The following is a 17,789-nucleotide window of genomic DNA, read 5'->3' as shown; positions in this document are numbered from 1 at the left end:
ATGGGCGGCGAATTTTTTGATCGGATTCCTCCGCAAAATCTGGAGGCTGAACAGGCGGTTATCGGGTCTATTTTGCTCCAGTCTGAAGCACTGATTACCGCAATGGAGCGGGTGCAGACCGAGGACTTTTATGATAAGGCTCATCAGATGATTTACGAAGCAATGATTGAGCTGGGTGAATCCGGACAGCCGATTGACTTGGTTACGCTGACCTCGAAAATTCAGGACAAGGGACAGCTAGAGGATATCGGCGGTGTCAGTTATCTGGCGAAGCTGGCTCACGGGGTGCCAACAGCGGCTAACGTGGATTACTATGCCCAGATCATTGAAGAAAAAGCGATGCTTCGTCGCTTGATTCGTGCAGCTACACAGATTGTGAGCGAAGGCTATAGCAGTGGCGAGGATGTCGCTGGTATGCTGAGCGATGCTGAGCGCAAGATTATGGAGATATCCAACGGGCGCTCAGGTAGTGGCTTTATTGCCATCCGCGATGTCGTGATGGAAGTGTTTGACCGCGTTGAATTGCTGCATCAGAATAAGGGCAATACGACCGGAATTCCATCTGGATTTGTTGATTTGGACAAGATGACGGCGGGTTTCCAGCGCAATGACTTGATCATTGTGGCCGCCCGTCCATCCGTAGGTAAAACAGCGTTCGCTCTGAATATTGCGCAAAACGTTGCAGTTCGGGCAAAAGAGACAGTAGCCATCTTCAGTCTGGAGATGTCGGCCGCTCAGCTCGTGCAGCGGATGATTTGCGCCGAGGCCAATCTGGACGCGAACGTCATGCGGACAGGTGAATTTAAAGGCGACGACGATTGGGCGAAGCTGACGATGGGCATTGCAGCCTTGTCAGAGGCGGAAATCTATATCGATGATACGCCCGGCATCACTGTGGCTGATATCCGTGCCAAATGCCGCCGTCTTAAAGCGGAAAAGGGACTGGGTATGATCGTAATTGACTACTTGCAGCTGATCCACGGACGAGGCAAAGCAGGCGAGAACCGCCAGCAGGAGGTATCCGAAATTTCACGGACATTGAAACAAATTGCTCGTGAGCTTGAAGTGCCTGTAATTGCCCTCTCCCAGCTGAGTCGGGGTGTGGAGCAGCGTCAAGACAAGCGGCCGATGATGAGTGACTTGCGGGAATCGGGTTCTATCGAGCAGGATGCTGATATCGTGGCGTTTCTGTACCGGGATGATTACTATAATCAGGAAACAGAAAAGAAGAATATTATTGAGATTATCATTGCCAAGCAGCGTAACGGCCCGGTCGGTACGGTAGAGTTGGTCTTTCTCAAAAATTATAATAAATTCGCTAATTACGAGCGTGCCCATTCGGATGCGTTCGCCGGATAACATATTAGTATCATTAGAAAAGGCTCTTTCGACGCGGATTTCGCGATCTCGAAAGGGTCTTTTTTTATAGAATTCACGTATTTTCATATAAGGAATGAAACTCTCAATTACGAACAATACTATTTTCATGTAATGTAATGTTCGCTTTTTATTTGACTTTAAAAAATGGTGCTGTTACACTTATAGTGCTGCTTCAACGCAGTGGGGAGATCATTACGCCCGGGGCTTTCCGAACCTACGGAATGTCTGCGACGGACGTTTTTTCCTGCTGTTCGAGAACGCTCCATATCTGCTCGCTCAGGCGGTTGAAGTCGGATATGCGTAGTGTGTCAGCTCAAAATCAGAGTGTCTGTGGGCACTCCACGGAGGAATGAAACATGTCAACTGTAGTCGTTGTGGGAACACAATGGGGAGACGAAGGCAAAGGTAAAATCACGGACTATCTGGCGGAAAGCGCTGAAGTGGTGGCCCGTTACCAAGGCGGAAACAATGCTGGTCATACGATTCTCATTGACGGTAAAAAGTACAAGCTGAGCCTGATTCCATCCGGCGTTTTTTATGAAGATAAAAAGTGTGTTATTGGCAACGGTATGGTAGTAAATCCAGCCGCTCTTATTGAAGAAATTACTTACATTCATGATAATGGCTTTTCCACAAAAAATCTGGTCATTAGTGACCGTGCACATGTGATTATGCCGTACCATATGACGCTGGATGTGCTGGAAGAAGACCGCAAAGGTCCTAACAAAATTGGTACTACCCGTAAAGGGATTGGCCCTGCTTATATGGATAAAGCTGCACGTAACGGTATTCGTATTGCTGATTTGCTGGATGCAGAGGAATTCGAAAAGAAGCTGCGCCATCAAACGAAAGAAAAAAACCAAGTGATTGAACAAGTATATGGCGGCGAGCCATTGGATGTAGAAGCAATACTGAAACAGTATCTGGAATATGCTGAATTTATCCGTCCTTATGTAGGAGATACGTCTGTCGTGTTGAATGATGCGATTGACGCAAATCAAAAGGTACTGTTTGAAGGTGCGCAAGGCGTTATGCTCGATATCGACCAAGGTACGTATCCATACGTTACGTCCTCCAACCCGTCGGCTGGCGGCGTATGTATTGGTTCCGGTGTGGGACCATCCAAGATTCAACAAGTCATCGGTGTAGCTAAATCGTACACAACTCGTGTAGGTGATGGCCCCTTCCCGACTGAGCTGAACGATGAAGTCGGCGATTACATTCGTGAAACAGGTCATGAGTACGGTACGGTTACAGGTCGTGCTCGTCGTGTTGGCTGGTTTGACAGCGTTGTTGTGCGTCATGCCCGTCGTGTCAGTGGGTTAACGGGTCTTTCCTTGAACTCGCTGGACGTATTGACTGGCCTGAAAACGGTGAAAATTTGCACAGGTTACAAGTACCGCGGCGAGGTGATTACGCATTATCCGGCTAGCCTGAAAATGCTGGCGGAATGCGAAGCGGTATATGAAGAAATGCCGGGTTGGAGCGAAGACATCACTGGTGTGAAAACGCTGGAGGAACTGCCTGAGACTACACGCAATTACGTACAACGCGTGTCTGATCTGACAGGTATCCCAATCGCTATTTTCTCGGTTGGGCGTAATCGCGATCAAACAAATCAGGTGCTTCCGATTTATTTGTAGGACAAGAATGATATAGCTATTGATACATGTTCAAGGAGAGAGGCTGTTAGCAGCCTCTCTCTTTTTTTGTTCTGTGAAGTGTTAAATGGTTCCTCCCCCTTTACATAATCTTATCTTCCTTGTCGATTTGTGATAACAAACCCTCTCTATAATCCAAATAGAAAAGAGATTCGGACGTCTAGACGTCTTGAGAGGGATGAATTATGAACTGGTATCTTCGCTCACTCGGCACACGCAAAATTGTGGAATTCATCGTGCTTGTCATTTTCGTCATTTTTTTTCTGGGGCCTCTAACCAATCTTCTCCTTTTGGCGGTTTCGGGAAAATGGCAGTATCCTGCACCGCTCCCGCAGAGCTTGTCACTGGAATGGTGGAAGTTTGTACTTACCCAGGATGATGTACTCAGCTCGATTTCTCTATCCTTCCTGATTGCGATTACCGTTACGGTCTGCTCAATCATCGTATGTATTCCTGCTGCTTATGCCTTTGCACGAATTTCTTTCCCGCTCAGTAAGTGGTTTCTTTTCTCATTCCTGCTTACGCATGCTTTTCCGAAAATGGGTTTGTATGTGTCCATTGCCGTACTATTCTACCAATTCGGGTTGATGAACACCTTTGCAGGCATTGTGCTTATCCATATGGTAAACACGCTCATGTATATGACCTGGATTCCTTCCTCTGCCTTCCGCAGCGTACATCGTGCACAGGAGGAGTCAGCGCGGGATGCCGGAGCCGGACCATTTCGGGTGTTTTGGAAAATCACCTTTCCTATGGCGCTGCCCGGCATTGTGGTTGCCTCCATCTTTACCTTTCTTGCTTCACTGGATGAAGCACAGGGAACACTTCTTGTCGGAACGCCGGACTATAAAACAATGCCAGTCATCATGTATTCCATCATTGCTGATTATCCGAGCACAACGGGTGCTGTTTTCTCAGTCATTCTTACTCTGCCAACGATCATTCTGCTATTGGCAGCCAAGCGTTTTGTAAGTGCGGATGTACTGGCAGGCGGATTTCAGGTGAAATAACGTAACTGGTCAAAAGAGGAGTTTGCAAAATCCTGAAAAAGGAGTCTTAGCTAATGCCCATTCAATTATCCATTCAAGAGTTAACCAAGCGCTTCAAGACAGGAGACGGAGTCAAAGGCATTTCACTTGACGTGATGAAGGGAGAACTGGTGACACTGCTGGGACCTTCAGGCTGTGGTAAAACAACTGTGCTTCGCTCCATTGGCGGCTTTTTGGACCCGGACAGTGGCGACATTCAGATTCAGGGTAAAAGCGTACTCAAGCTGCCGCCCGAAAAGCGTCCGACGGCTATGGTGTTCCAAAGTTATAATTTGTGGCCGCATATGACCGTGTATGACAACCTGGCTTTCGGGTTGAAGATTCGAAAGGTGAAGAAGACAGAAATTGACCGTCAGGTGAAGGAAGCGCTAGCGCTGGTTCGGCTAGAGAGCGCAGATCGTAAAACGCCGGGACAGCTCTCGGGCGGTCAGCAGCAGCGGGTAGCACTCGCTCGGGCTTTGCTGCTAAAGCCTGATGTATTGCTGCTGGACGAGCCTTTTTCCGCGCTTGATGCCAAATTGCGCATGGAGATGAGAGAGGAGCTGCGCGATATCCAGACCCAGACAGGAATGACGATGGTGTTCGTCACCCATGATCAGGAGGAGGCGCTGTCCATTTCCGACCGAATCGTCGTTATGAATGCGGGCCGGATTGAGCAGCTCTCTTCACCGCAGGAGATTTATGACAAGCCACAGTCACTTTTTGTAGCGGGTTTTATTGGCCGTATCAATTTATTAAAGGGGGTGAGCACAGGTCGCAGTGTCTCTGTGAGCGGAATACCGTTTGCACAAGAGCATGAATACACAGGTGAATCCATGGTTGGTGTAAGACCAGAGGATATTGTTCTGACGTCGGAAGAAAATGGCTCTCTAGCCGGAACGATCAGACAAGTGATGATTCTTGGGCATTATGCGGAAGTTTCGCTGGATAGCGGTACCCATCATCTGAAAATGTTTGTGCCGCGTGAACGAGCGGCCGAGCTGCGCAGTGGAGAGCACATCAGATTCAGCTTCAGTAAAATTGTTACTTTTCCAGCAGCACAATGAAGATTCACGATCAACCTCTATATCGCATCAATGTCCATCACGAACGCATCATCTGGTGATGCTGCGAACTTGTGCAACTATCTAAAGGAGGCAACAACGTGTTTGGGAAAAAGAATATGGGTCTGGTTTTGGCAGGGGTACTTAGTTTATCGTTGTTGGCTGGCTGTGGAAACGGTGGTAATGCCGCCACGGCTACAGGGGAAGCCAAGTCTACAAAAGTGGGAGCCGCTACGGGAACGACGGAAATTTCCTTGTACACTGGAGGGTCTCTGAACGTCAAAGAGCTGTGGGAAACGTTAATCAAGGACTTTGAAGCTAAAAATGATCACGTTAAGGTCAAACTGGTGTATTTGCCAGCAGGGACCGGAGGCGCATCTACACTGGATCGTCTGATCGCAGCCAAGAAAAGCGGACAAACCGATACAGATATCGACCTGTACGAAGGCAGTCTGGATGACATCACCAAGGGGGTAGGCGAGAAACTGTGGGAAACGGTGGACGCTACCAAGGTTCCAAATTTGAAGAATGTGGATGAAACGTATCTCAAGCAGGTGAACAATCAGGCCATTCCATACCGTGCCTCTTCGGTTGTTCTTGCCTATAACAGTGCAAAAGTAGCGACACCTCCGAAAACAGCCGACGAGCTGTATACATGGATTCGCCAGCATCCGGGCAAGTTTGCCTATAATGATCCGTCTACAGGTGGATCAGGTAGCTCGTTTGTGAATACGGTTATCTATAATTTCCTTCCTCCAGAGGCGATGAACAGTGATGATCCGGCAAATATGAAAAAATGGGATCAAGGCTTCTCGCTGCTCAAGGAACTGGGCCCTTCAATGTACCAAAAAGGAGTCTACCCTAAGAAGAATCAAGGTACGCTTGATATTTTAGCAAGTGGAGAGGTAGACATGGTCCCAGCCTGGTCTGATATGGCGCTCGAACAACTGGCTAAAGGGCTGCTTCCAGACACGGTGAAGCTGACACAAATTGACCCTGCCTTTACAGGAGGACCTTCTTATCTGATGGTTCCTTCACTTTCCTCCAAAAAAGAAGCAACCCAGGAATTCTTGAATTATATACTGACGCCCGAAGCGCAAACGGTGGTTATTAATAAAATGTATGGCTATCCAGGGATTAAGTGGAATCTGATGCCAACGGAGCTGCAAGAGAAATTCAACAGTGTATCTTCTGGATATCGCAGCTTTAACAGCGGAGAGCTTCAGCAGGAAATCTACAAACGCTGGCAAAGTGAAGTAGCGGGCGGTTGAGCATGAGTTCATTGTCTAAAAGGGGGATGCTGGGGCTTGCCCTGGTCATCCCGTCTTTTCTCATTTTGCTGGTCGTCGTTATTATTCCGATTCTCTATGCCGTGAAGGAAAGCTTGATTGATCAATATGGAACGGGCTACGGACTGGCCAACTATATTCGGCTGTTCACGGAACCTGCCATGCGTAGAAATATCATGTATACGATTAATGTCACGTTAGTCTCAACGGCCCTTACTCTGGTCATCAGCTATGCTTTGGCGATTTATCTGAGATTCGGCAAAGGGGTTATCGTGAAGTGGATAGGTCGGTTGTATTTTATTCCGATGTTTGTTCCCGGTGTAATTGCAACGTATGCGATCATTACGATGTATGGCAATCACGGTTGGGCTGCACGTCTTTTGCTGCCGCTCGGCATTGAGACGATTCCGAGGATTATTTATGACTACAAAGGGCTGGTGCTGGCTAATTTGTGGTTCAACATTCCGTTCGCAACCATGTTGCTCAGCTCGGCACTTGCCAGCATTCCAAACGCTGTCGTCGAAAGCGCCAGAGATGCCGGAGCCAGCACGATGCAGCTGTTTGGGCGCTTTATTTTACCCCTTTCCTACAAAACGATGTGGGTTGCGGTGACCTTCATTTTCATGGGAATCATGGGCAGCTTTACGGCTCCTTTCCTGATCGGTGCCAACTCGCCGCAGGTGCTGGGTGTTGCGATGCAGCAGGTGTTTTCCAGCTATCAGGAGACGCATACGGCCAGTGCAATGGCAGTGTTTATGTTTTTACTGTGTTCTTTTATGGGCTACTTTTATATTCGGACAATGGTGAAGGATGCGGATGCCAGCTAGACCGCCGTTATACACTAAGGAGGTTACAGGGATGAACAGCCAAGCAGAGGTGCAAATTACCGGGTTTAGTGGGCGAGTATGGGAAAAGGATCTGCTGGATTGCGGTTATCGGATTGCCTTACACAAGGCGGAGGTTGAGCTCAGCCCGGGAAACGGGTTCCGGTTTAGGTTCTCCATGCCAGAAGACGGATACGCGGAGCTTGATCTGTTCGCCAGATCAGACAGTGACTGGGCTGCGACAGATCGAGAATCTGCTTTCGTACGCCTCTACCTGAATGAAGCCTATAATCAAGATGTCATTTTGTACTATGGCAGCAGTCAGGGAGTGTATACCCGTTTGTTAGGATATTTAAAAGAAGGCGATTATGAGGTCTATGCCGAATTTCGCGAACTGGAATCGGCTCCGCTTGTATCTCGAGCATGGATCGACGGTGTTGAACTACGCTGCGTGGCTGATTCCTCTCCAAGATCGCTGATTTATCGCCATACCCCGCTTTTATATGGCCGTAATCTGTCACATCCTTATGAGAATCGCTTTACGGATACACCACTTGTTTTGTTCTATTCCGTGGAAGGGAATGAGGAGAAGACAGTCATTGAATACCAGATGATGTTCAGCCATGAAGATGAAGGAACGCCTGCGCCGCTGCTTATGAGCAAATGGGGAAGAACCACCGATATCGAATGGATGTACCGCGTCGAGCTGGATGCAAGGGGTAATGTTCTGGAAGCTGTTTTCCAGGGGGCACATCATATTACGACTGCGTTTAATGGCAATTATGATCTGGGCGGGCATCCTGTTCTCCAATCCGCAACAACCAACGGAAACTTTAAGGATGACATTTCATCGGACTATCGTTTTATGCTACCGCCTGCTTTCCATTGGAAACCAGAGGAAGAGCCACGTGAGGCGGTCATGAGCCGTTTTCCTTTTGCCTATCAGGTCACTGGGTGGGAGATGGAACGTCAGCAGGAGCTGGAAATGCCGTCACAAGCGTCTTCCATTGCACTTGCACACCAGCGTAGCTATGTGTTTATCCAGACTTCCAAACGCCCCTTGCGGGATTCGGGCAGAGAATCGGCTCCAGCGTCCAAGCCGGGCTTCAATCGGCGTGAGGAAGATGCCTGTGTCGATGTCCAGCTTCGTCTTCATGGCTCGGAGCAGTGGTATTCATCATGCCATCATGATCTGAGACTGGGGGATTTTAGAGCCGCTTATGAGGGGGCAGAGTCACATTTTTCTACCACGATCAAGCTATCTGGAGAGGCAGTGCTTGAGGATATAGCTGAAATCAGAGCCGTATTGCTGGAAGGCGGTGCGGACAGCATGGAAGTGGCCGGACTGTGTGCTTTTACGTTAAACGAGGATAATCTGCCGCAGTTTCCGGGTATTCGTACAGACCGGGTAATTGAGCTGACGCGGCTTCAACCCGTGGGTGTTTTATGGACAGCCGACAAGGACGTGTCGGGTGATGAAGAACATCCTTTGAATGATATGGTGAAGCAAGTTGTGGATGAACCGTCCAGCCAGGATGAGCAGTCATGAGCAGGCTGCTGTATGTGGAGGGAACGGTCGACAGAACCTGCACCCAGAGCCATATTACGTACTCTTTCCATATTCCACAGCCGACTGAAATGATCCGTATTCACTTCTCTTACACGCCCAAGTTATTGAAAGATCAAGAGCAAGCACGAGAAATCATTGAGGAAAGCATGAGCAAGTACGGATACGACGAGCCGGGGCATTCATCCGATCTATGGAAGAAGTATGTACCGCTGCAAAATTTATTAACCCTGTCTGTCGATGATCCTCTCCGTCACCGGGGAAATGCACACCGTCCCGAGATGCAGCAGGAGCATTGGCTCGGTTCGTCTGCGGCCTCGCCGGGATTCCTCGCAGGAGATAATCCGGCGGGCATGTGGCGGATTACGGTCAGTCTGCATGCCGTTGTGACCGAGACGCTTGCCTACCAAATTCATGTATTGGGGGAGGAAGCGACATATGCTTAAATGGATTCCAGCTGAGCTTCACACCCATACGCTTCACAGCGACGGAAAGCAAACGTTGGAGGAGCTTGTTCAAAGCGCAGTGAATCTGGGGCTTGAATGCATCGCTATGACAGATCACAACACGCAATCGGCACTTGCGGATCAGGAACGGGTTCAGCGGCAGTTTGGTCTCCCGATCATTTCAGGGATGGAGTGGACGACCTTTTACGGGCATATGCTGACGCTTGGGGTTGACCGCTTTATCGACTGGCGTATGCTGGGACCAGATGACATCCATGAGGGGATTCGGCAGGTACATGAGCAGGGAGGCATTGCAGGGATTGCCCATCCGTTCAGGATCGGAAGTCCGATCTGTACGGGGTGCTTTTGGAAATACACGATTCAGGATTGGCATGAGGTGGATTATATAGAGGTCTGGTCAACGCTTATGCCATCTATTAAGCGGGATAGCCAGCGGGCGTTTGCCATGTGGACCGATTTGTTGAATCAGGGGTATCGCATCACTGCGGTAAGCGGTCGGGACTGGCATGTATCTAAACCGGATGATGCGCTTCCAGCTGTTACGTATCTGGGGGTTCATGATGAGGCAGAAGAGCGGGAAGGTTTGGCAGATCGGGCAGTTGAGGCGATTCGCCACGGTTCAGTATCGGTTACGATGGGACCGCTACTAACGATGTGGGCGCAGATTAAGGGCAGAGAACATCGTTATCACATCGGCGAATGTATAGAGCTGACTGTAGAGGATTCATTATCTGTGACGGTTCAATTGGATGTGGAAGCAAGAGCAGCCCATTACAACCTCAGGCCTCAGAATCTTCGCCTTCTGCTGACAAGTAGTCAAGGCATATGCTCGGAGATTCAGATCCCCGCCCAAACAGGAGAATATACGCTGTCATTGCAAGATCCGCTAGGAAAGGGCTGGATACGAGCGGAGCTTTGCGGCTGCATGGAAGACTGTGTGATGATGATTGCTTTTACGAATCCGATTTATATGGCTTAACACAATAGAAAGGCTGGGCTTCGGACGGTGTCAACAAAACAAGAGAACATAAAGCAGCGTATAGAAGAATATATGAAGGTTAATCAAATAGGTCCGGGGGATCGGCTGCCGTCGGAAACTGCACTTTCCCAATCGTTTCGTGTCTCGCGTACGACGCTACGGGGAGCTATTCGTCAACTGGAATCGGAAGGTAAGCTGCTTGTAAAACACGGGAGTGGCACATTTGCGACTTGCCCGCTGCCGAGTATTCCAAGCTCCCTCGACCGCCTGTACAGCATCGGGGACATGATTCGTTCGGCAGGATTACGGGAAGACGAGCAGCTGGAATCCATTCAGAGAATATCGGTTTGTCCTCCTGATATCGCCGAACAGATGAGGTTTTCCGAGAATGAGCCCATGATTGCTCTAGAGCGTACACGCACAGCCAACGGAGAGGCTGTAGCCCACTCTATAAACTGGATGCCAGAGAAATTAGCTGGTCCCATTTTGGAAGATGACTCTTTTTCAGGCTCGCTTTTTCAGAGTCTTGAGTTCAAGGCCGGGGTGCGAATCGTCGGAGCGTATTCCGAGCTTACTGTTCCAAACTATGACGACGCACATATGACACGTCTGCTGAAGCATCCGCAGGCTACGGTATTACTATTGAAGCAGCTTCACTATGATGAAATGAACAGGCAAGTGCTGTATTCTCTGGATTATGTCCGCAGTGACATTTTCCGTTTCTGGGTGCGTCGTACGCGCTGATTCAATCAGAATGTGGCATCTCCTATTGAATCGTGCTAGTTTTACATATTCCATGGGTTAAAAATCGTCATATCTCGTCAATACTGATCTATATGCACTTCATGATGATACACACATGGCAGGATGCGTATAAGGAGGTAACGGGATATGAGGTGGCTTGGATGGCTGCTCAAAAAAGGAATGACGGTCGTGTTGGTTAGCGCACTAACGCTTGCAGTGACAGGTGTAGTCGTTAATGCTTATGTTCAATCGCTGCTGCGGCAGTTTAACATTCAGCTTGATCATCAGCCCATATGGGGATTAGGTTGGCTAAAAGGCAGCGCGGGTACGGACCAAGGCACAGACACGGGGAAGAACAAGACGACAGGCAGTGGCTCGGGAAGTGTAACACCGCCTGATGATGCGTTGCCTGTCATGGGACAGGGCTTAGAAGAAAGCGGAAGTGAGGCTGGTGGCGCAGCCAATGGCAAGGTATCTCAGGAGGGAGCCACGTCGGCTGGAACATCAGGCAACGATTCACGGAAGCAGGCAGAAGGTACAGCTACACCTGAAACAAGTATTGAAGGCCATGATTTGGTTATTACGCCCGACCATTTGACGGAAAAGAAGAACAATTTACCGGCGGCACAGAAGCAGGAGATTTTTGCGATTCTGATGAATAAGCTGCCGCCGGAGGAGATGCAGAAAATATCAGCTGCGATGGAAGGCGGTCTCACCGAGCAGGAGCTTCAGGATATTCAGCAGGTGCTTGCGAAGTATTTGACCAAAGAGGAATATAACAAGTTGATGTCTATGCTTAAATGAGTATTTTGCAAAATCCTGAATAATAAACAATGAATTCATGGGCAATGCTTATGCTCAAAATAGGACTGTAGAATCCGCGCCATGCGCGGATTTTTTTGCGTGTCAGGAAGTAATTGGGGTGTAGTTGAATTCTTTGTAAAGGCTATGTTAAAGTAAACAGTGTTGTGAAAAGGTTAAATTTTTGAAACCTTTTACGCAACTATGCAATGGTAGATAGCGACTAATATCATAGATACTTGTGAATACAGGCTAGATTCATAGTGTGAAAGACCAATAATGAACGCATTTATATAGAGATAAGATATGCTGAAAAGGAGAGAGTCATGAAGGTTTTGAAGGAGCAGGATTCACCAGACAGCAGGAATGCAGCTTCCAACGTTGCAGATAAGTCTGCTGTGGAAGCGGGGAAAATAGCAAGGTGGTTGAGCGGTCGGAGAAAATGGCTGAGCTGGACGGCAGGCGGTGTGGTGATTGCAGGCAGTCTTATTTTTGCGAGTAATCAGTATGTGGGGGCTAACACAGTTCCTTATTATAAAGTGTATGTAAAAGGCGTCGAGGTCGGAAATATCTTGAATGAGCAACAACTTAAACAGCTATACGCAACGAAGAGCAAACAGTATAAGGATAAGTATCCCGGCGTGGATATGGTGCTCAATACGAGCGCGGTAACGACAGACATTGAGAAGGCATATAAAGCGGATATCGACAGTGCAGCCACGCTGAAGAAACTGGACGGTATGCTGACAGCGTATGCCAAAGGGGTAGAAGTGAAGGTCAACGGTCAGACGGTTGGCATTGTAAAGGATAAAGCGACTGCACAGGCGGCTTTAAAGCAAGTACAGAAGAAGTACACACCTGTGGGTGAGGGTACATCTACAGGCATCAAGGGGCTGGTTCGCAAAACATCCGTGGGCAGCAGCCATGCGAGTGCTAGTACTAAAACCCCTAAAGCATGGCTGGAGTCTGCCAGTATCCGTGAGAAAATCGCGTACGAGCCTGTGAAAGCAGACCCGAACAAGGTGCTGACGGAGGCAGAAGCAGTCAAAGTGTTGACTGAGGGGCGTGAGGCTCCTATCACGTATACAGTGCAAGAAGGCGATTCTTTGTCGTCGATTGCAACTAAATTTAATATGACCGCTTGGGAGATTAAGCAGAACAATCCCGGCTCGCGTGAGCTGTATTTGCAAATTGGAGATGAATTGAAGCTTACTGCTCCAAAGGCTCCGGTTACGGTGCGAACAGTAGAGAAGGTCGTCGAACAGATTGCCATCGAGCCTGAGGTTGAGATTCGCCAGAGCGATGAACTGAAGGCAGGGGTTACCAAAGTAGTCAGACCAGGACAAGTAGGTCTTAAAGAGATGGACTATCGTTTGACCAAGGAGAACGGTGAGGTCGTGCAAGAGGAATGGCTCGGTCAAAAGGTGCTGCAGCCGTCTGTTACTGAGGTGGTTCTTAGAGGAACGAAGGTCGTGGGAGAAGGCTCAGGACAGTTCGCTTGGCCGGTGTCCGGCGCATCGATGTCAAGTAGCTTTGGCGCACGCTGGGGACGTATGCATGAGGGTGTCGATTTGGTCGGTAGTGCTGACATTCGCGCATCAGATGAAGGCGTGGTAACATTTGCAGGTCAGCAGAATGGATACGGTAATGTCATTATGATCGATCATCGCAACGGCTACCAAACCGTGTACGGGCATTTGAGCAGCATTGGCGTTCATGTAGGACAGGTGGTTCAGCAGGGCGAATCGATCGGGGTCATGGGGAACACGGGACGCTCGACTGGAACGCATCTGCATTTTGAAATTCGTAAAGATAATACGCCGCGCAATCCAATGACGTATTTAAGATAGGTTGGATGTTTATATCGAGAGTTACATGATTTATGAGGATCAAGGGGAAAGGCCATGTTTTTCTGCATGCTTAACAGTAGGTGCAGGCATGGTTTTTTTCTGCGTAAAGAAAAGGGTCTGGAGAAGTAATGGAATGGCGCACGGGTATGATAGAATAGAATAAACATCTTATAGGTACTGACAAACGAAAGTTAATTATAGATTATGATCCGTGAAGAGAGGTGAACGCTATATGCAGGGAACGATTCTGGTAGTGGATGATGAACAGCCAATCGCTGATATTTTAAAATTTAACTTGGAAAAAGAGGGCTACCAGGTGATTTGCGCCTTCGATGGAATCAGCGCGGTGGATATCGCGGTTAAGCAGCAGCCAGACCTGATCCTGCTGGACCTGATGCTGCCGGGCATGGACGGCATGGATGTATGCCGCGAGGTACGTGGGCATCAGCTCCAGACGCCGATTATTATGCTGACCGCCAAGGACGGCGAAATCGACAAAGTGCTGGGGCTGGAGCTGGGCGCGGACGATTATGTGACAAAGCCGTTCAGCACACGGGAGTTGCTGGCACGGGTGAAGGCACAGATGCGCAGACAGCAACGCGGCGGGGCAGGCACGTCGGAAAGCCGACCGCAGGAGGATAAGCAGGGGCTGCGCGTGGGCGACCTCTTTTTTGATACGGATATGTATACAGCTTACAAAAACGGAACACCGCTTGACCTGACGCACCGCGAATATGAGCTATTGCACTATATGGCGAAGAATGCCGGAAAAGTCATGACGCGGGAGCATTTGCTTCAGGCGGTATGGGGCTTCGAATACTACGGGGATGTGCGGACAGTAGATGTGACCATTCGGAGGTTGCGCGAGAAGATTGAGGAGAACCCGAGCAAGCCGGAGACCATCCTGACGCGCCGTGGCCTTGGATATATCGTGAGCGGGGGCAAAGGTGGCCTGCGGGCATGAGATGGCTGTCTTTCTTTCGTACCATTCATGCAAAGCTGATTATTATCTATGTGCTGCTTATCTTGGTGGCTATGCAGCTGATTGGGGTCTATTTTGTCAGCTCGATGAAGAACTCTCTCACGAGTAATTTTACGCAGGATTTGCAAGCACGGGCGGAGATGCTGTCCGTGCTGGCGGAGCAGGATCTGAGTGGCAGTGACGGCAAAATGGAAGAAGACAGCGTGGAAAGCCTGCGTGCACGCGTGAATAATTTGTTTGATTTCAGCGGCGCGGAAATTCAGGTGCTGGATGCCAGTGGCAAAGTGTTAATTACTTCCCAAGGTTCACACGCCGATTATGTCGGACGCAAAAATACGCAGACAGTGGTCAGCCGCGCACTTCAAGGTATCCGTGATAACGAGGAATACATGGTGGACGAGGATAACGTCCGCAAGAAGGTCGTCGCCAAGCCCGTCATCAGCCAAGGCAAGATTGTCGGCGCGGTGTACATCGCCGCTTCGATGACCGAGCTCTACGATACGATGAAACGCATTAACAATGTGTTTCTCTCAAGTATGCTCATTGCGCTCGCGTTGACGGCTGTGCTGGGCGTGGTATTGGCCCACACGATTACGCACCCGATCAAGGTGATGACACGTCATGCAACAGAGGTTGCCGAAGGCAAATTCGATCAGCAGATGCCTGTATTTGGTGATGATGAGATCGGCAGGCTTAGCGTGGCCTTTAACTATATGACAGGCCGTCTGCGTGAGGCGCTGTCCCAAAATGAAGAGGAGAAGGAGAAGCTCTCCTCCATCTTGACCAATATGAGCGACGGTGTGGTCGCTACTGATGACAATGGCCGGGTCATTCTGGTCAACCGCCGGGCCAGCGCCATGCTGGGCGTGAACGAAAACGAAATGACCGGCAGGCATATCGCGGTACTACTAGGGATCGACCCGGAGGAAACCGAGGCCCTGTATAGCGGATCTTCGGCCTCCACGCTCTTGCAGCTGGAGCCAGCCGGTCAGGATGAACCCATCGTTATCCGTGTGACATTCACGCCGATTCATCGGCGGGAATTTGGCATTACGGGAACGATTGCCGTGCTCCAGGACGTGACGGAGCAGGAGGAGATGGAGACGACACGCCGGGAATTCGTAGCGAATGTATCACATGAGCTGCGTACTCCGTTGACGACCATCCGCAGCTATGCTGAAGCGCTGGATGACGGCGCGATGGCTGAACCGCAACTCGCAGAGCGTTTCGTGGGCGTGATCCGCAACGAGACAGAGCGTATGATCCGGTTGGTTACGGATTTGCTGCATCTGTCACGGCTTGATTCCAATGAGGCGCCTTTGCGGATGCAGCCTGCGGATGTGATGGAGATGCTGGACGAAGTCGCAGATCGGTTTTCTTTTCAAATGAAGCAAAAGCACATTCGCTCAGGGATGTTCGTAGAGCAGGGAATCGGTAAAGTCGTGATCGACCGGGACCAAATTGAGCAGGTGTTGGACAACCTGATGTCCAATGCGTTGAAATATACGCCGGAGGGCGGGAGTATTCGGATTGAAGCTCGCCGCAACAGTGAGGGAATGCTGTCCATTTCGGTACAAGACACCGGAATTGGTATTCCCAAAAAAGATCTGGACCGGATTTTTGAACGGTTTTATCGTGTAGACAAGGCGAGATCACGCAATATGGGCGGCACGGGACTGGGACTTTCGATTGCCCGGGAAATTGTAAAGGCGCATGGGGGCCAGATTTTTCTGGAGTCGGAATACGGTCAGGGAACCTGTACGACCTTTACGCTACCCATGTCGAGTGAAGGGAGGGAAGCACAGTGAAGGAACGTTTGAAGTCCTGGACGCTTATTTTGCTGGTTGCTTCCAGCCTGGTACAGACTTATTTTTTGATTTACCGCCTTCCAGGCAGTGATTCTGTACTCACTTCAGAAACGAACTATGTCAAAACCGAAAGCATGGGACAGGAGAAAAAGATTGAGAACCTCGTGTTTCCTGATAAAATGCTCATTCACCAAGGCGAGAAGAAGCATACCATTTTTTATCCGGGTGTTACTTTTTACGATTTAATTTATACACGGCTGGAAAGCCGGAGCTTTAACAACTTTCAACGTCGAAGTATTCAATCAGCGGACTGGGCGCAGATTCGCAGCGAAAACGAAGGCATCGAATTATCCTTTTCAGGCGGAGTCCCGGTTTCATTACTGGAGCGGGTCATGCGTCTGACGCCGGATTCGGTGTTTCAGGGAGAGACGATTAACCGCATTTGGATCTATATAGACGAAAAGAATGCCAAGCCGCATGCGCTCTTTTTCAGTGCCAGAGGCGATGTGGTGTATGAGGCGAACCAGTTCGATATGACGGTAGAGGACATTCGGCAGCATGTGAATTTTGGTGAAAATGCCCCGTTGTACGAGCTGGTGGATAATCAGTACTACATTCCCGTGAATGGCCTGGAAACTGTGCAGCCTGTAGTGTATGCTGGGTTGTTTACGACGGAGCAAATGCAGCGGAATTTGTTTTTCGATCCAGGGATTACGCGCAATATTCAGGAGAAGGACGGCTCCCAAATTTATACAGACAGCAAGCGTAGTCTGCAAATCAAGCAGGAGCAACGTTGGATGAGCTATACCGATCCCAGTGCGCCGGGGGCGGGTGGAAGCAGTCCGATTAGGGATGTGCTCGCCGCAGTTGATTTTGTGAATCAGCATGGCGGTTGGGATGCTTCGTATCAGCTGAAATTGAGAAGCAGCGATGAAAATCGTACAACTGTGATGTTTCAGCAGTATTATGGTGCTTATCCAGTGCTGGATACACCATCATTCCGCTTTGGTACGATTTCGCTGCAAATTCAGCAGGAAACGGCATCTGTCTATGAACGTTCGCTGCTGTATCTCAAGGGAGGAGAGCAATCCTCGAAGAAGGTTATGCTGCCGGGCGGCGAGCCCTTGAAGAAGCAACTGGAGACTGTAGGCAAAGGGAAGACAATTCGAGATCTGACTCCCGTGTATCAACCGGAGCTGACCAATGATGGATTGAAGCTTGCTCCTGAATGGCGCGTTACGCTCAGTGACGGTTCTGTTGCAGAAATTCATGCTGTTCCTGTAACGACAGCATCCAACACAACACAAACGAAGCCAGACCGGGAGACAAAGAGGTGACAGGAAGG

Annotated in this window: 15 protein-coding genes; all 15 read left to right on the top strand. The window is 49.4% G+C overall.

The annotated features are described in order from the left end of the window. The 15 genes from dnaB to T3H97_RS26135 all read left to right on the top strand — a co-directional run bounded on the left by dnaB (position 1) and on the right by T3H97_RS26135 (position 17,781). Complete coding sequence (gene dnaB, locus T3H97_RS26205) at positions 1 to 1,359, top strand: replicative DNA helicase (protein WP_013373892.1); 1,359 nt, start codon at positions 1 to 3, stop codon at positions 1,357 to 1,359. Positions 1,360 to 1,736: 377 nt separating this feature from the next. Further along, a complete protein-coding gene (locus tag T3H97_RS26200; protein ID WP_029518946.1) occupies positions 1,737 to 3,023 on the top strand; it encodes an adenylosuccinate synthase in 1,287 nt (428 codons plus the stop codon). A gap of 203 nt (positions 3,024 to 3,226) precedes the next feature. Then, positions 3,227 to 4,051: an ABC transporter permease gene (locus T3H97_RS26195; RefSeq protein ID WP_023991134.1), complete on the top strand. Its 825-nt coding sequence runs from the start codon at positions 3,227 to 3,229 to the stop codon at positions 4,049 to 4,051. Between the two features lie 53 nt (positions 4,052 to 4,104). Beyond that, on the top strand, positions 4,105 to 5,136 hold the full coding sequence (locus T3H97_RS26190) for an ABC transporter ATP-binding protein (RefSeq protein ID WP_103049717.1): 1,032 nt from the start codon (positions 4,105 to 4,107) through the stop codon (positions 5,134 to 5,136). A gap of 98 nt (positions 5,137 to 5,234) precedes the next feature. Then, entirely contained in the window at positions 5,235 to 6,404 is a 1,170-nt protein-coding gene (locus T3H97_RS26185; protein WP_103049718.1) for an extracellular solute-binding protein, read from the top strand. Positions 6,405 to 6,406: 2 nt separating this feature from the next. Then, the gene (locus tag T3H97_RS26180) at positions 6,407 to 7,249 is read left to right on the top strand and encodes an ABC transporter permease (protein ID WP_103049719.1); all 843 of its coding nucleotides are present in this window, start codon (positions 6,407 to 6,409) and stop codon (positions 7,247 to 7,249) included. A gap of 31 nt (positions 7,250 to 7,280) precedes the next feature. Then, the gene (locus T3H97_RS26175) at positions 7,281 to 8,795 is read left to right on the top strand and encodes a hypothetical protein (RefSeq protein WP_328801365.1); all 1,515 of its coding nucleotides are present in this window, start codon (positions 7,281 to 7,283) and stop codon (positions 8,793 to 8,795) included. Beyond that, positions 8,792 to 9,259: a hypothetical protein gene (locus T3H97_RS26170; protein ID WP_328801364.1), complete on the top strand. Its 468-nt coding sequence runs from the start codon at positions 8,792 to 8,794 to the stop codon at positions 9,257 to 9,259. The genes T3H97_RS26175 and T3H97_RS26170 overlap by 4 nt, the downstream gene beginning before the upstream one ends. Beyond that, entirely contained in the window at positions 9,252 to 10,259 is a 1,008-nt protein-coding gene (locus tag T3H97_RS26165; protein ID WP_328801363.1) for a CehA/McbA family metallohydrolase, read from the top strand. Before T3H97_RS26170 ends, T3H97_RS26165 begins: the two co-directional genes overlap by 8 nt. A 27-nt stretch (positions 10,260 to 10,286) precedes the next feature. Then, positions 10,287 to 11,003, top strand: a complete 717-nt coding sequence (locus tag T3H97_RS26160; protein ID WP_025723156.1) for a GntR family transcriptional regulator — start codon at positions 10,287 to 10,289, stop codon at positions 11,001 to 11,003. 147 nt (positions 11,004 to 11,150) lie between these two features. After that, positions 11,151 to 11,807, top strand: coding sequence for a hypothetical protein (locus T3H97_RS26155; protein ID WP_190298338.1), 657 nt, complete (start codon positions 11,151 to 11,153; stop codon positions 11,805 to 11,807). A gap of 323 nt (positions 11,808 to 12,130) precedes the next feature. Continuing rightward, entirely contained in the window at positions 12,131 to 13,654 is a 1,524-nt protein-coding gene (locus T3H97_RS26150) for a M23 family metallopeptidase (protein ID WP_134902048.1), read from the top strand. Between the two features lie 232 nt (positions 13,655 to 13,886). Continuing rightward, on the top strand, positions 13,887 to 14,618 hold the full coding sequence (gene yycF / locus T3H97_RS26145; protein WP_023991124.1) for a response regulator YycF: 732 nt from the start codon (positions 13,887 to 13,889) through the stop codon (positions 14,616 to 14,618). Next, entirely contained in the window at positions 14,615 to 16,444 is a 1,830-nt protein-coding gene (gene walK, locus T3H97_RS26140) for a cell wall metabolism sensor histidine kinase WalK (protein ID WP_103049726.1), read from the top strand. Before yycF ends, walK begins: the two co-directional genes overlap by 4 nt. Then, a complete protein-coding gene (locus T3H97_RS26135) occupies positions 16,441 to 17,781 on the top strand; it encodes a YycH family regulatory protein (RefSeq protein ID WP_328801362.1) in 1,341 nt (446 codons plus the stop codon). Before walK ends, T3H97_RS26135 begins: the two co-directional genes overlap by 4 nt. The last annotated feature ends 8 nt before the right edge of the window (positions 17,782 to 17,789 follow it).

It is taken from the genome of Paenibacillus sp. LX16, assembly GCF_036252815.1.
GTDB classification, from domain to species: domain Bacteria; phylum Bacillota; class Bacilli; order Paenibacillales; family Paenibacillaceae; genus Paenibacillus; species Paenibacillus polymyxa_B.
Note: the sequence above shows the minus strand (reverse complement) of the source record. Positions and strands in the feature narration are given on the sequence as shown.

Excerpts from the sequence above, each read along its gene's own strand:
- walK (WP_103049726.1), top strand. The coding sequence starts at position 14,615 with ATGAGATGGCTGTCTTTCTTTCGTACCATTCATGCAAAGCTGATTATT.
- T3H97_RS26150 (WP_134902048.1), top strand. The coding sequence starts at position 12,131 with ATGAAGGTTTTGAAGGAGCAGGATTCACCAGACAGCAGGAATGCAGCT.
- dnaB (WP_013373892.1), top strand. The coding sequence starts at position 1 with ATGGGCGGCGAATTTTTTGATCGGATTCCTCCGCAAAATCTGGAGGCT.
- T3H97_RS26190 (WP_103049717.1), top strand. The coding sequence starts at position 4,105 with ATGCCCATTCAATTATCCATTCAAGAGTTAACCAAGCGCTTCAAGACA.
- T3H97_RS26180 (WP_103049719.1), top strand. The coding sequence starts at position 6,407 with ATGAGTTCATTGTCTAAAAGGGGGATGCTGGGGCTTGCCCTGGTCATC.
- T3H97_RS26165 (WP_328801363.1), top strand. The coding sequence starts at position 9,252 with ATGCTTAAATGGATTCCAGCTGAGCTTCACACCCATACGCTTCACAGC.
- T3H97_RS26200 (WP_029518946.1), top strand. The coding sequence starts at position 1,737 with ATGTCAACTGTAGTCGTTGTGGGAACACAATGGGGAGACGAAGGCAAA.
- T3H97_RS26195 (WP_023991134.1), top strand. The coding sequence starts at position 3,227 with ATGAACTGGTATCTTCGCTCACTCGGCACACGCAAAATTGTGGAATTC.
- T3H97_RS26175 (WP_328801365.1), top strand. The coding sequence starts at position 7,281 with ATGAACAGCCAAGCAGAGGTGCAAATTACCGGGTTTAGTGGGCGAGTA.
- T3H97_RS26170 (WP_328801364.1), top strand. The coding sequence starts at position 8,792 with ATGAGCAGGCTGCTGTATGTGGAGGGAACGGTCGACAGAACCTGCACC.
- T3H97_RS26155 (WP_190298338.1), top strand. The coding sequence starts at position 11,151 with ATGAGGTGGCTTGGATGGCTGCTCAAAAAAGGAATGACGGTCGTGTTG.
- yycF (WP_023991124.1), top strand. The coding sequence starts at position 13,887 with ATGCAGGGAACGATTCTGGTAGTGGATGATGAACAGCCAATCGCTGAT.